The organism is Pseudomonas sp. GW822-FHT05A08 (assembly GCF_058800485.1).
Genome location: NZ_CM179511.1, coordinates 4,802,834 through 4,815,937, shown reverse-complemented (window position 1 = coordinate 4,815,937; position 13,104 = coordinate 4,802,834). Strand labels below are relative to the sequence as shown.

Annotated in this window: 13 protein-coding genes and 1 pseudogene; 13 read left to right on the top strand and 1 reads right to left on the bottom strand. The window is 64.7% G+C overall.

All coding sequences use genetic code 11. From position 1 onward, the window contains the following. Positions 1 to 129: 129 nt before the first annotated feature. Positions 130 to 1,023: a LysR family transcriptional regulator gene (locus tag AC3RCP_RS21565; RefSeq protein WP_492570900.1), complete on the bottom strand. Its 894-nt coding sequence runs from the start codon at positions 1,021 to 1,023 to the stop codon at positions 130 to 132. A 125-nt stretch (positions 1,024 to 1,148) separates the two neighbouring features. Between AC3RCP_RS21565 and AC3RCP_RS21560 the strand changes: the two genes are divergently transcribed. From AC3RCP_RS21560 to AC3RCP_RS21500, 13 genes and pseudogenes are all read left to right on the top strand, one after another. Next, complete coding sequence (locus AC3RCP_RS21560) at positions 1,149 to 2,276, top strand: muconate cycloisomerase family protein (protein ID WP_492571087.1); 1,128 nt, start codon at positions 1,149 to 1,151, stop codon at positions 2,274 to 2,276. 32 nt (positions 2,277 to 2,308) lie between these two features. Next, positions 2,309 to 2,599, top strand: coding sequence for a muconolactone Delta-isomerase (gene catC, locus AC3RCP_RS21555; RefSeq protein ID WP_007922462.1), 291 nt, complete (start codon positions 2,309 to 2,311; stop codon positions 2,597 to 2,599). Positions 2,600 to 2,650: 51 nt separating this feature from the next. Next, positions 2,651 to 3,580: a catechol 1,2-dioxygenase gene (catA, locus tag AC3RCP_RS21550; protein ID WP_492570901.1), complete on the top strand. Its 930-nt coding sequence runs from the start codon at positions 2,651 to 2,653 to the stop codon at positions 3,578 to 3,580. 164 nt (positions 3,581 to 3,744) lie between these two features. Beyond that, positions 3,745 to 4,701: an AraC family transcriptional regulator gene (locus tag AC3RCP_RS21545; protein WP_150052321.1), complete on the top strand. Its 957-nt coding sequence runs from the start codon at positions 3,745 to 3,747 to the stop codon at positions 4,699 to 4,701. A 440-nt stretch (positions 4,702 to 5,141) separates the two neighbouring features. Then, positions 5,142 to 6,503 carry a benzoate 1,2-dioxygenase large subunit gene (gene benA / locus AC3RCP_RS21540; RefSeq protein WP_492570902.1) on the top strand — a complete coding sequence of 454 codons (1,362 nt, stop codon included), beginning with the start codon at positions 5,142 to 5,144 and terminating at the stop codon, positions 6,501 to 6,503. After that, a complete protein-coding gene (gene benB, locus AC3RCP_RS21535) occupies positions 6,503 to 6,991 on the top strand; it encodes a benzoate 1,2-dioxygenase small subunit (protein WP_007922866.1) in 489 nt (162 codons plus the stop codon). Before benA ends, benB begins: the two co-directional genes overlap by 1 nt. A gap of 10 nt (positions 6,992 to 7,001) precedes the next feature. After that, positions 7,002 to 8,015 (top strand): benzoate 1,2-dioxygenase electron transfer component BenC, encoded by a 1,014-nt coding sequence (benC, locus tag AC3RCP_RS21530; RefSeq protein ID WP_492570903.1) that lies wholly within the window; start codon positions 7,002 to 7,004, stop codon positions 8,013 to 8,015. A 152-nt stretch (positions 8,016 to 8,167) separates the two neighbouring features. Continuing rightward, complete coding sequence (locus AC3RCP_RS21525) at positions 8,168 to 8,941, top strand: 1,6-dihydroxycyclohexa-2,4-diene-1-carboxylate dehydrogenase (protein ID WP_150052317.1); 774 nt, start codon at positions 8,168 to 8,170, stop codon at positions 8,939 to 8,941. 170 nt (positions 8,942 to 9,111) lie between these two features. Next, entirely contained in the window at positions 9,112 to 10,449 is a 1,338-nt protein-coding gene (locus AC3RCP_RS21520; RefSeq protein ID WP_492570904.1) for an MFS transporter, read from the top strand. A gap of 117 nt (positions 10,450 to 10,566) precedes the next feature. Continuing rightward, a pseudogene (locus AC3RCP_RS21515) lies at positions 10,567 to 10,866 on the top strand (benzoate/H(+) symporter BenE family transporter); the annotation flags it as partial. A 242-nt stretch (positions 10,867 to 11,108) separates the two neighbouring features. Then, entirely contained in the window at positions 11,109 to 11,279 is a 171-nt protein-coding gene (locus tag AC3RCP_RS21510; RefSeq protein ID WP_177323779.1) for a hypothetical protein, read from the top strand. 243 nt (positions 11,280 to 11,522) lie between these two features. Continuing rightward, complete coding sequence (locus tag AC3RCP_RS21505) at positions 11,523 to 12,608, top strand: hypothetical protein (RefSeq protein ID WP_492570905.1); 1,086 nt, start codon at positions 11,523 to 11,525, stop codon at positions 12,606 to 12,608. 141 nt (positions 12,609 to 12,749) lie between these two features. Then, positions 12,750 to 13,103 carry a DUF1428 domain-containing protein gene (locus AC3RCP_RS21500; RefSeq protein WP_492570906.1) on the top strand — a complete coding sequence of 118 codons (354 nt, stop codon included), beginning with the start codon at positions 12,750 to 12,752 and terminating at the stop codon, positions 13,101 to 13,103. Position 13,104: the final 1 nt, after the last annotated feature.

The window sequence follows — 13,104 nt, the reverse complement described above, 5'->3', positions numbered from 1 at the left end:
CGGCAGGCTAGGGGCGGGTGTGGGGCGGGTGCTATCCATTGCCTGCAGACCTGTATCCCTTTTCTGCAGGTGCGCTTTTTTGCGGTAAGGGGAGGTGGGCGCAACCGCGAGTCGGCTGCGCGCGAGGAGTCAGGCCTCGGGGTGTTCGGCGCGCAGTTCGTCGATCATGCGCAAGCAGTGGCTGAGCCCCGCCGACACATCGCCGACCCTGCGGCTGATGATGATCGGCGAGGTGGCGTTGGCTTCCAGCAGCGGGCTGAAGCCGATGTCGTCGCGGTGCAGCAATTGCACCGAGGCCGGCACCAGGGTGATGCCGATGCCGGCGCCCACCAGGCCGATGGCGGTCTGCAGTTCGTTGGTCCACTGCACGATGCGGATGTTCAGGCCGTGGGTGTTGAACAGCGCGATCACATGGTCGGCGTAGCTCGGGCGCGGGTTGCCGGGGTAGAGCACGAAAGGCTCGTCGGCCAGTTGCGCGAGGCTCACCGGCTGGCCGATCAGCGGATGGCCGGCGGGCAGGGCGGCCACCAGGCGATCCTCGGTCTGCACCTTCTGCACGATGGCCGGGTCGTCGATGCGGATCCGCCCGAAGCCGATATCGATGCGCCCGGCCTTGAGCGCTTCCACCTGTTGCAGGGTGGTCATTTCCGACAGCCCCAGTTCCAGGGCCAGGGTCTCGTGGCTGCGCAGGCGGCGGATCAGTTCCGGCAGCAGGCCGTACAGGGTCGAGGGGGCAAAGCCGATGCCGAGCCAGGTCTTTTCGCCGTGGCCGATGCGCCGGGTGTTGTCGCAGACCTTGGCCAGTTGCTCCAGCAGCACGCTGGAATGCTCATAGAAAAAGCGCCCGGCTTCGGTCAGGCGCAACGGCCGGCCGCGCTCCAGCAGCAACACCCCGAGTTCCTCTTCCAGTTGCTGGATCTGCCGGCTCAGGGGCGGCTGGGCGATGTGCAGGCGCTCGGCGGCCTTGGTGAAGTTGAGGGTCTGGCCCAGCACCTGGAAGTAACGCAGATGACGCAGTTCCATAAGGCCTCCGCGGGCAAAGGTTGGATACCTTCAAGGTATCGAGCCAGACCAATTCTATATTGGAACCCCGGAAAAAGCCGTACGAGAATCGGTTCCATAACTTCAAGAACCTGATGGGTATGGAAATGCTTTCAAGTGTCATTGAATCGATCGAAACGATCATTGTCGATCTGCCCACCATCCGCCCGCACAAGCTGGCGATGCACACCATGCAGAACCAGACCCTGGTGCTGATCCGCCTGCGCTGCGCCGACGGCATCGAAGGCCTGGGCGAAGCCACCACCATCGGCGGCCTGGCCTATGGCAATGAAAGCCCGGACAGCATCAAGACCAATATCGACCGCTTCTTCACGCCGCTGCTGCTCGGCCAGGACGGCGCCAATATCAATGCCGCCATGCAGCGCCTGGAGCGCAGCATCCGCGGCAACACCTTCGCCAAATCCGGTATCGAAAGCGCCTTGCTCGACGCCCAGGGCAAACGCCTGGGGCTGCCGGTCAGCGAACTGCTCGGCGGCCGGGTGCGCGACGCCTTGCCGGTGGCCTGGACCCTGGCCAGCGGCGACACCGCCAAGGACATCGCCGAAGCAGAAAAGATGCTCGACCTGCGTCGCCACCGCATCTTCAAGCTGAAGATTGGCGCTGGCGAGGTGGACCGCGACCTGGCCCACGTGATCGCGATCAAGAAGGCCCTGGGCGACCGCGCCAGCGTGCGGGTCGACGTCAACCAGGCGTGGGACGAAGCGGTGGCGGTGCGTGCCTGCCGGGTGCTGGGCGGCAACGGTATCGACCTGATCGAACAGCCGATCTCGCGCAACAACCGCGCCGGCATGGTGCGCCTGAATGCCATCAGCCCGGCGCCGATCATGGCCGACGAATCCATCGAGTGCGTGGAGGACGCCTTCAACCTGGCCCGCGAAGGCGCGGCTTCGGTGTTCGCCCTGAAGATCGCCAAGAACGGCGGCCCGCGCGCCGTGTTGCGCACCGCGGCGATCGCCGAGGCGGCGGGCATCGGCCTGTACGGCGGCACCATGCTCGAAGGCGGCATCGGCACCCTGGCGTCGGCCCATGCTTTCCTGACCCTCAATACCTTGAGCTGGGACACCGAACTGTTCGGCCCACTGCTGCTGACCGAGGACATCCTCGCCGAGCCGCCGCTGTACCGAGATTTCCAATTGCACGTATCCCGGGCGCCGGGCCTCGGCCTGAGCCTGGACGAGGAGCGCCTGGCGTTCTTCCGCCGCGACCAAGCCTGAACTGCCATTCATCACGTCTTAAGGAGAGCACCATGCTGTTCCACGTCAAAATGACCGTGAACCTGCCGGTCGACATGAACCCCGAGCGCGCCGCCCAGCTCAAGGCCGACGAAAAGGCCCTGGCCCAGCGCCTGCAAGAGCAGGGCAAGTGGCGGCATCTGTGGCGCATCGCCGGCCTGTATGCCAACTACAGCGTGTTCGACGTCGACAGCGTGCAGGAACTGCACGACCTGCTGATGCAACTGCCGCTGTACCCGTACATGGCTATCGAAGTGAACGCGCTGTGCAGGCATCCTTCGTCCATTCGTGCGGATGACCGCTGAGCCCGCGCCAGCCTGCTCCACACTCTAATAAATACAAGATGAGGAATAACCATGAACGTCCGAATTTCCCACACTGCCAGCGCCCAGAAATTTCTCGAAGAAGTCAGCGGCCAATTCAACGATCAGGGCAACCCTCGCACCAAGGCCCTGGTGTACCGCATCCTGCGTGACACGGTGAACATCATCGAAGACCTCGACGTGACCCCGGAAGAATTCTGGAAGGCGGTCAACTACCTCAACGTGCTCGGCGCGCGCCAGGAAGCCGGGCTGCTGGTGGCCGGCCTGGGCCTGGAGCACTACCTGGACCTGCTGATGGACGCCGCCGACGAACAGGCCGGCAAGACCGGCGGCACCCCGCGCACCATCGAAGGCCCGCTGTACGTGGCCGGCGCGCCGCTGAGCCAGGGTCAAGCGCGCCTCGACGATGGCGTCGATCCGGGCGTGGTGCTGTTCATGCAGGGCCAGGTGCGCAACACCGCTGGCGAACCGCTGGCCGGGGCCATTGTCGATGTCTGGCACGCCAACACCGGCGGCACCTATTCCTACTTCGACACCACCCAGTCCGAGTTCAACCTGCGTCGGCGCATCGTCACCGATGCCGAAGGCCGCTACCGTTTTCGCAGCATCGTGCCTTCGGGCTACGGCTGCCCACCGGACGGTCCGACCCAGCAGTTGCTCGACCAGTTGGGCCGCCACGGCCAGCGTCCGGCGCATATCCACTTCTTCATCTCGGCCGATGACCACCGTCACCTGACCACCCAGATCAATCTCGATGGCGACGAATACCTGCACGATGATTTCGCCTACGCCACCCGTGACGAACTGATCGCCAAGATCACCTTCAGCGACGATCAGCAGCGTGCGGCGCAGCATGGGGTCAGCGGGCGTTTTGCCGAGATCGACTTCGACTTCACCCTGCAGTCGTCGGCCCAGCCCGAAGAACAGCAGCGCCTGGAGCGGGTGCGAGCGCTGGAGGACTGACAGCGCGGCAGATCCCGATTCGGGGCCACGGGATAACGTGAGTGATCCCGTGGTTTTTGCCGTTGTGAGCCGTGGTCGAAGTCTTGCGTGATGGGCCAGCGGTGGCGAACGATCACCGCCCGGCAATAACAATCCCAATAACAAAAACGGGGAGTGACCCGCTTATGGAAACCCATCTGTTGAGTGAGCGCAGCCGGGTATTCGCCCAGGCCGATCCCTACGCTGTGTCCGGCTATGTCAACCAGCATGTGGGCAGCCACTGCATCCGTTTGCCCAAGGCCGGCAGCCCCCAGGCCAGCCTCAATCATCGGCAGTTCGCCAGCCTCGACCTGTGCTCGATCAGCTACGGCGGCAGCGTGCGCGTCACCTCGCCGGCGCTGGAAACCATCTACCACCTGCAAGTGTTGCTACGCGGCCACTGCCTGTGGCGTGGCCATCGCCAGGAGCATTACTTCGCCCCCGGCGAGTTGCTGCTGATCAACCCTGACGATCCGGTGGACCTGACCTACTCCGACGACTGCGAGAAATTCATCATCAAGGTGCCCACCCGCCTGCTGGAGTCGGTGTGTGAGGAGCAGCGCTGGCTGTATCCGGGGCAGGGCGTGCGCTTTGTGGGCAACCGCTACCAGTTGGATGAGCTGGAAGGTTTTATCAACCTGCTGAACGTGGTCTGCCGCGAAGCCGAAGCCGCCGAATGCATCCCCCGGGTGCAGGAGCATTACGCGCAGATCGTTGCGAGCAAGATGCTCAGCCTGATGAAGACCAACATCCGGCGGGTGGGCCTGGGCTCGTCGTCGGCGACCTTCGAGGCCATCGCCGACTACATCGAGCGCAACCTCAAGCAGGACATCGGCTGCGAAGAGCTGGCGCAACAGGCGCAGATGAGCCTGCGTTCGCTGTATGCGCTGTTCGAGCGCAACGCCCGCACCACGCCCATGCGCTACATCCGCCAGAAGAAACTCGAGCGGATCCACGCCTGCCTGCGCGACCCCGGCTGCAACGTGCGCAACATCACCGAACTGGCCATGGACTTCGGTTTCCTGCACCTGGGACGCTTCTCGGAAAGCTACCGCAAACAGTTCGGCGAACTGCCGTCCGACACCCTCAGACGCCGGCATTGACCCGCCCATGCTTCTGTAGGAGCGGCCGGTCGACGTTCGATTGCCGGCGATGGCGAACGACGCGCAGGCGTCTGATCCGACGCCCTCGCGAGCAAGCTTCGCTCCTACAGAAGCCGTGCCCGCCACGTCATCCCCGATTCCTCGTAGCCGCTGCCGAGCCCGCGAGGCTGCGATCGACTGCGTAGCAGTCGCAAAACCTGAAACCGTATTCGCTCTGGATAAATGCGCGGCCCGAGTAGCGGCCGCTACGTCGGAATGCCGCCCAACCCGATCGCAGCCTCGCAGGCTCGGCAGCGGCTACAGCAGCGGCTACCCATGTAGGACTTGCCCTACAAAACTCTGCAGAAAACGGATAGTGGTCTGCACGCAACGGATATTGCCCCCGCGTACCCCGCCCTAGCATGAGCCTTGCCTGAATAAAAACAATGGAGGCGGCGGCCATGACCCTGCGACCCGAATACCTTCACTCCCTGCTTGAAGAAGACCGTGACCGGGGCGTCTACCGCTGCAAGCGGGAGATGTTCACCGACCCCCGGTTGTTCGACCTGGAAATGCAGCACATCTTCGAGGGCAACTGGCTGTACCTCGCCCACGAGAGCCAGATCCCCAACAACAACGACTACTACACCACCACCATGGGCCGGCAGTCGGTGTTCATCGCGCGCAACAAGGACGGTGAACTCAATGCCTTCCTCAATGCCTGCAGCCACCGCGGCGCCATGCTCTGCCGGCACAAGACTGGCAACAAGTCGTCCTACACCTGCCCGTTCCACGGCTGGACCTTCAACAACTCCGGCAAGCTGCTCAAGGTCAAGGACCCGGCCGCCGCGGGCTACCCGTCGAGCTTCAACTGCGAAGGCTCCCACGACCTGACCAGGGTCGCGCGCTTCGAGTCCTATCGCGGCTTCCTGTTCGGCAGCCTCAACCCCGACGTGTTGCCCCTGGTGGAGCACCTGGGCGAGTCGGCGAAGATCATCGACATGATCGTCGATCAGTCCGCCGACGGCCTGGAAGTGCTGCGCGGTTCCTCGAGCTACATCTACGAAGGCAACTGGAAACTCACCGCGGAAAACGGTGCCGACGGCTACCACGTAAGCTCGGTGCACTGGAACTACGCGGCCACCCAGAGCCAGCGCAAGCAGCGCGAAGCCGGGGAAGCGATCAAGACCATGAGCGCCGGCAGCTGGGCCAAGCAGGGCGGCGGTTTCTATTCCTTCGACAAGGGCCACATGCTGCTCTGGACCCGCTGGTCCAACCCCGAGGACCGCCCGCTCTACGAGCGTCGCGATGAGCTGGCCCGGGACTTCGGCCAGGCTCGCGCCGACTGGATGATCGAGAACTCGCGCAACCTGTGCCTGTACCCCAACGTCTACCTGATGGACCAGTTCAGCTCGCAGATCCGCATCGCCCGGCCGATCTCGGTGGACCGCACCGAAATCACCATCTACTGCATCGCGCCCAGGGGCGAAAGCGACGAAGCCCGCGCCATGCGCATCCGCCAGTACGAGGACTTCTTCAACGTCAGCGGCATGGCCACCCCGGACGATCTGGAGGAATTCCGTTCCTGCCAGATGGGCTATCAGGGCTGCAACAGCGCCTGGAACGACATGTCCCGCGGCGCCGAACACTGGGTCGAGGGCGCGGACGACGCGGCCCGGGAAATCGACCTGCAACCGATCCTCAGCGGCGTGCGCACCGAAGACGAAGGCCTGTTCGTGATGCAGCACAAGTACTGGCAGCAAACCATGCTCGAGGCGCTTGCCGCCGAAGCCGCGCGAACCATTGCCGTGGAGGCTGTGTGATGAGCATTTCCCATGACACCGTGCGCGACTTTCTCTACCGCGAAGCGCGCTACCTGGACGACAAGGACTGGGACAGCTGGCTGGAGCTCTACGCCGCCGACGCGACCTTCTGGATGCCGTCCTGGGACGACAACGACGAACTCACCGAAGACCCGCAGCGGGAAATCTCGCTGATCTGGTACGGCAGCCGCTGCGGCCTGGAAGACCGGGTGTTCCGGATCAAGACCGAGCGCTCCAGCGCGAGCATTCCCGACACCCGCACCTCACACAACCTGAGCAATATCGAGCTGCTGGAGCAGGCCGACGGCCTGTGCAAGGTGCGCTTCAACTGGCACACCCTGAGCTTTCGCTACAAGACCGTCGACAGCTACTTCGGCACCAGCTTCTACACCCTCGATGTGCGGGGCGAGACCCCGCGGATCCTGGCCAAGAAGGTCATCCTGAAGAACGATTACGTTCGTCAGGTCGTCGATGTCTACCACCTCTGAGGCGACCGCCATGACTCATCACATCGCACTCAATTTCGAAGACGGGGTGACCCGCTTCGTCGCCGCCAACGCCGGCGAAACCGTGGCCGATGCCGCCTACCGCCAGGGCATCAATATCCCCCTGGACTGCCGCGACGGCGCCTGCGGCACCTGCAAGTGTTTCGCCGAAGCCGGGCGCTACGACCTGGGCGAGGAATACATCGACGATGCGCTGACCGCGGCTGAAGCCGAGCAGGGCTTCGTGCTGACCTGCCAGATGCGTGCCTTGAGCGACTGCGTGGTGCGGGTGCCGGCTTCGTCGCAGGTTTGCCGCACCGCCCAGGCCACCTTCGACGCCACCATCAGCACGGTGCGCCAGCTATCCGACAGCACCATCGCCCTGTCGATCAAGGGCGAGGCCCTGAGCAAGCTGGCGTTTCTGCCGGGGCAATACGTCAACCTCGGCGTGCCCGGCAGCGAGCAGACCCGGGCCTATTCCTTCAGCTCGCTGCAGCGCGACGGCGAGGTCAGCTTCCTGATCCGCAACGTGCCGGGCGGCCTGATGAGCAGCTTCCTCACCGGCCTGGCGAAAGCCGGTGACCCCATGAGCCTGGCCGGGCCCCTGGGCAGCTTCTACCTGCGCGATATTCGCCGGCCGCTGTTGCTGCTGGCCGGGGGCACCGGGCTGGCGCCGTTCACCGCGATGCTGGAGAAAATCGCCGAGCAGGGCAGCGAGCATCCGCTGCACCTGATCTACGGGGTGACCAACGATTTCGACCTGGTGGAAATGGATCGCCTGGAAGCCTTAGCCGCGCGCATCCCCAACTTCAGCTTCAGCGCCTGCGTGGCCAACCCCGAGAGTCGCCACCCGCTCAAGGGCTACGTGACCCAGCATATCGAGCCCAGGCACCTGAACGACGGTGATGTGGATGTGTACCTGTGCGGCCCGCCGCCGATGGTCGAGGCGGTGAGCCAGTTCATCCGCGAGCAGGGCATCGCCCCGGCCAATTTCTATTACGAAAAATTCGCCGCCAGCGCGGCCTGACAGCCCCCGCGCCCTATGTAGGAGCGAGGCTTGCCCGCGATGGCGATAGTGGGGCAACGCTGACCTTTCAGCCTGTCGGCTGATCGCGGGCAAGCCTCGCTCCTACAGATGAAGGGGGGTGGTGCGTCGGTACATTGGCATGAGGTTTTGAAATGAGCAGATTCGAGGAAAAAGTCGCCCTGGTCACCGGGGCGGCGCAGGGCATTGGCCGGCGGGTCGCCGAGCGCCTGGCCGCGGAGGGTGCGCGGCTGGTGCTGGTGGATCGCTCCGAGCTGGTGTTCGAGTTGCAGGCCGAGCTGGCCCCCAGGTTCGAGGTGCTGGCGCTGACCGCCGACCTTGAGCAGTACGCCGAATGCAGCCGGGCGATGGCCGCGGCCGTCGAGCGTTTCGGGCGCATCGACGTGCTGGTCAACAACGTCGGCGGCACCATTTGGGCCAAGCCGTTCGAGCACTATGCAGAGCAGCAGATCGAAGCCGAAGTGCGTCGTTCGCTGTTCCCCACCTTGTGGTGCTGCCACGCGGCGCTGCCGTACATGCTGGAGCAGGGCAGCGGCGCCATCGTCAATGTGTCGTCCATCGCCACCCGCAGCATCAACCGCGTGCCCTATGGCGCGGCCAAGGGCGGGGTGAATGCCCTGACCGCCTGCCTGGCGTTCGAGACCGCCGGGCGCGGGGTGCGGGTCAACGCCACCGCCCCCGGCGGCACCGAAGCGCCGCCACGGCGCATTCCGCGCAACAGCGCCGAGCAGAGCGCCGAGGAACAGGTCTGGTACCGGCAGATCGTCGACCAGACCGTCGACAGCACCCTGATGAAACGCTACGGCACCATCGACGAGCAGGCCGCGGCGATCCTGTTCCTGGCCTCCGACGAGGCGTCCTACATCACCGGCCTGGTCATGCCGGTAGGCGGTGGCGACCAGGGCTGAAGTATCAGGCGTCATTGAAAATTGCACCCTGACGGTAGGAGCGAGGCTTGCCCGCGATGGCGTCCGGCCTGGCACACCGCAGCGCTCCAATCGCGGGCAAGCCTCGCTCCTACAGGACTGCGCAAACGCACATCCGGTTTCTCATAAAACAACAACAAGAGTCAGATGCCATGCGAAACATAGACAGCAATCAATTGATCGACGGGGCACGCTTCAATGCCTTCCACTGGCGCGTGCTGTTCTGGTGCGCGCTGATCATCATCTTCGACGGCTACGACCTGGTGATCTACGGCGTAGTGCTGCCGGTGCTGATGCAGGAGTGGGGCCTGAGCCCGCTGCAGGCCGGGGCGCTGGGCAGTTATGCGCTGTTCGGCATGATGTTCGGCGCGCTGTTTTTCGGCACGCTGTCGGAGCGCATCGGCTGCAAGAAAGTCATCGCCATCTGCGTGGTGCTGTTCAGCGGTTTCACCCTGCTCAACGGCTTCACCACCACGCCCACCCAGTTCGGCATCTGCCGCTTTATCGCCGGCCTCGGCATCGGCGGGGTGATGCCCAACGTGGTGGCGCTGATGAACGAATACGCGCCGAAGAAAATCCGCAGCACCCTGGTGGCGATCATGCTCAGCGGCTACTCGGTGGGCGGCACGCTGTCCGCCGGCCTGGGCATCGTGCTGCTGCCGAATTTCGGCTGGCAGGCGGTGTTCTATGTGGCGGCGATCCCGTTGTTGCTGTTGCCGCTGATTCTCAGATTCCTGCCCGAATCCCTGGGCTTCCTGCTGCGCCAGGGCCGGGACGACGAAGCGCGCCAGGTGCTGCAATGGGTCGAGCCGGGCTTCGTCGCGCAACCCGGCGACTCGTTCGTCAAGGCCAACCTCAAGACCGCCGGCGCACCGGTGGTGCAGCTGTTCCGCGAAGGCCGGGCGCTGGGCACCCTGATGCTCTGGGTGGTGTTCTTCTGCTGCCTGCTGATGGTCTACGCGCTCAACTCCTGGCTGCCCAAGCTGATGGCCAGCGCCGGTTACAGCCTGGGCTCGAGCCTGATGTTCCTGCTGGTGCTGAACCTCGGGGCGATTTTCGGCGCCGTGGGCGGCGGCTGGATCGGCGATCGCCTGCAGCTGCAAAAGGTCCTGGTGGCGTTTTTTATCGTGGCCGCGGTGTCTATCAGCCTGCTCGGCTTCAAGAGCCCGCACGGGTTGCTGTACGCCCTGATCGCGATTGCCGGGGCCACCACCATCGGCACGCAGATCCTGGCCTTCGCCTGCGTCGCCCAGTTCTATCCGGTGACGATCCGCTCCACCGGCATTGGCTGGGCCTCGGGGATCGGCCGCAGCGGGGCCATTGTCGGGCCGCTGCTGGGCGGTGCCTTGGTGAGCATCGAGCTGCCGCTGCACTATAACTTCATGGCCTTTGCCATTCCGGGGGCGGTGGCGGCGCTGGCGATGTGCTTCGTCTACCCGCGGCCCGCCAAGGCGCTGCCGGTCAGCCAGGCCAGCGCGCCGTCCCTGTAGCTGGGGCCATGACCGGTGCGGGCGCCCAGGTGCCGGCACCGGTGGTTCAGTCATGCCATGCCTCAGGGCTTCGGGGCTTGCATGCAGCCGTTGATCAAGGATTTTTCATTGTCGGCGCTGGTGGCCGGGTTTATCGCCACGCTGATTTCCTATGCCGGGCCGCTGGTGATCATCTTCCAGGCGGCCCTGGCCGGGCTCGCCCTGTTCGCCGCCCTGTTCGCCGCCGTGGGCGGCGCCCTGAGCAGCGCCATGGCCGTGTCGCGGGATCGCGAGGCGGCGTTGATCACCTTCCTGGTGACGGTGTCGGGCATGTCGCTGTTCGGCTTGTCGGCGGCCTTCTGGGGGCTGCTGTTTGGCCTGGTGGCCCGTGGCGTGCTGACCCTACCGTCGGCGGGGGAGGCACAGGCGCGTAATTGACAGTGCCGCGGCATTGGCCATGTATCGAAATCCTTGCACAGGCCAATCACCTCCGGCCCGGCCAGGGGCTGCGGGGTTGCCGTTCGCTGCTGCCGAAATGAGCGTGCAGGTCCCTGGAAACCTGTGGGTTTTTCGATACAACCCTTACCCATTCTTTACCTTCATGTGGTGCTCGATGTCGCACAAACGCTGTCTGAAACGGCGAGAAACTTGTGGTTCTCGTCCTGAAAGAGAGTGAAGCGATGATATTGAGTCGAGTTGCAAAAGTGGCGGTAGTGATCGCCTTGTTGTCGTCCCTGTCGGGCTGCTGGATGTTCTTCCCGCCGGGTGGCGGCGGTGGCGGGCATGGCGGCGGTGGCGGCGGCCCGCATGGCGGTTTTGGCGCAGGTCCCGGCGGTGGCGGTCCACGCTGACCACGACTGACCTGCTTCTGTAGGAGCCAGGCTTGCCGGCGATCGAGGCGCCGCGGTGTATCAGGCCGGACGCCATCGCGGGTAAGCGGCTGGTCGGATACGCCGTCGCGAACCCCTTCTTGCGCCTGGGGCGCAAACCCCCAGCACCTATACTCAATCCAGGCATGGTCGTGTGGTATCCGGTTGAAGCCTGCCCCGTCGTGAGCGGGTGGCCGTGGTCGACGCTGTGCGAGGGTTGCCATCTTGTACCTGCGTGCGCTGATCGTCGTGATGCTGCTGGTGCTGGCCGGATGCGCCGCGACCCAGCGTGTCCGCGAGGTGGTGGCGCCGGTGGTGGTGCCGGCCAGCACCTGGCGCCAGGTGGACCGGGAGATCGCCGAGGCTTCGCAGCAGGCGGTGATCCAGGTCAAGGTCTTTGCCCGCGGCTCCATGGAGCACTGGCGGGTGCGGGTCTATGCCGTTACCGAGGAAACCTTCATCCCCTGGTTCAGCAGTTACTGGACCCAGGAGTGGATGGCCATGAAAGTCAGTTGGTACAGCCTCACCGCCGGCGACGAGCAGGACGCGGCGGCGACGCGGCTGGCGGAGTACCTCAAGGAACAGTATCAGGAGCAGGTGCTGGCACCGGTGGCGGTGGAGATCGACCCGGATGCGATTCTCAACCAGGCCACGGAGTTCTATATCGAGCTGCTGGACAAGCAGGTGCAGGTTATCGCCCAGCGTTATCGGTTGCCGGCCAAGCAACTCGATCAACGGCTCAATGGCATCCAGGCGATTCGCCTGGGGCCGCCGCCGGCGCGCGATGCGTCGTTGTATCAGGTGTTGCATGCCAAGCCCCTGACTACGCTGCCGGCCTACTCGGCGCTGTACCAGCAGATCCATAGCGCGCCGGCGGGCACCGGCGAGGTGTCGTCCGAGGCCGGGATTGTCTCGGTGGCCAGGCAGGCCAGCGAAAAATTCGAAGCGCAGATGGCCGGCCGTGGCATTGCCGGCGCCGCGTCGGCGGTGGCCGGCAAGGTCGCCGGCGCGGTGATCTCCCTGGGCGCCGCGGGGTTTCGCGCGATTGCCCATGAGAGCGACCGGGCCGAGACCGAGGCGCAGATTCGCCAGAGCCTGGGCAAGGCGTTCGACCAGGCCTGGTTCAAGCTGTTGAACAACACCGGCAACGGGGTGATGGCCGGGGTGTATTACCTGGCCGGGCATATCGAGGGCGAACTGGGCCAAAGCGCGGTGCCGGAGCCCCCGCTGGAGACGGTGCCGGGCACTGTGCATCCGCCCGCGACGCCGGGCCTGAGTGCCCCGCAAACCGGTTGGCAGCCGGAGCCATGAAGCCCGTCGGTCGGTCGATTCAGGTTTTTTCGCGCCGACTTGTCGATTGTCGGCGATGCGGATCGACCAGTTCCCAGAGTGACCGACAGCAAGGTCGGGATCCGATGTTCAACCCCAATCAGCAGGAGCAGGAGCAGGATCATGTCTTATGTCGATGGTTGTGTACTGGCGGTACCCACCGCCAACCGCGAGGCCTTCAAGCAGCATGCGCAGGTCGCGGCGAAGGTGTTCAAGGAGTTCGGCGCCTTGAGCGTGGTCGATTGCTGGGGCGACGACGTGCCCGAGGGCAAGCTGACCTCGTTCCCCATGGCGGTCAAGCTCAAGGCGGACGAGACGGTGGTGTTCAGCTGGATCATCTGGCCGTCCCGCGAAATTCGCGACGCGGGCATGCAAAGAGCCATGGAAGACCCGCGGCTCAAGCCCGATGTCTGCCCGATGCCGTTCGACGGCCAGCGCATGATTTATGGCGGGTTCACGATGCTGGTGAATGCCTGAG

Bases quoted from the DNA above. Each gene is read 5' to 3' on its own strand.
- AC3RCP_RS21565 (WP_492570900.1), bottom strand. From the start codon at position 1,023: ATGGAACTGCGTCATCTGCGTTACTTCCAGGTGCTGGGCCAGACCCTC.
- AC3RCP_RS21560 (WP_492571087.1), top strand. From the start codon at position 1,149: ATGCTTTCAAGTGTCATTGAATCGATCGAAACGATCATTGTCGATCTG.
- catC (WP_007922462.1), top strand. From the start codon at position 2,309: ATGCTGTTCCACGTCAAAATGACCGTGAACCTGCCGGTCGACATGAAC.
- catA (WP_492570901.1), top strand. From the start codon at position 2,651: ATGAACGTCCGAATTTCCCACACTGCCAGCGCCCAGAAATTTCTCGAA.
- AC3RCP_RS21545 (WP_150052321.1), top strand. From the start codon at position 3,745: ATGGAAACCCATCTGTTGAGTGAGCGCAGCCGGGTATTCGCCCAGGCC.
- benA (WP_492570902.1), top strand. From the start codon at position 5,142: ATGACCCTGCGACCCGAATACCTTCACTCCCTGCTTGAAGAAGACCGT.
- benB (WP_007922866.1), top strand. From the start codon at position 6,503: ATGAGCATTTCCCATGACACCGTGCGCGACTTTCTCTACCGCGAAGCG.
- benC (WP_492570903.1), top strand. From the start codon at position 7,002: ATGACTCATCACATCGCACTCAATTTCGAAGACGGGGTGACCCGCTTC.
- AC3RCP_RS21525 (WP_150052317.1), top strand. From the start codon at position 8,168: ATGAGCAGATTCGAGGAAAAAGTCGCCCTGGTCACCGGGGCGGCGCAG.
- AC3RCP_RS21520 (WP_492570904.1), top strand. From the start codon at position 9,112: ATGCGAAACATAGACAGCAATCAATTGATCGACGGGGCACGCTTCAAT.
- AC3RCP_RS21510 (WP_177323779.1), top strand. From the start codon at position 11,109: ATGATATTGAGTCGAGTTGCAAAAGTGGCGGTAGTGATCGCCTTGTTG.
- AC3RCP_RS21500 (WP_492570906.1), top strand. From the start codon at position 12,750: ATGTCTTATGTCGATGGTTGTGTACTGGCGGTACCCACCGCCAACCGC.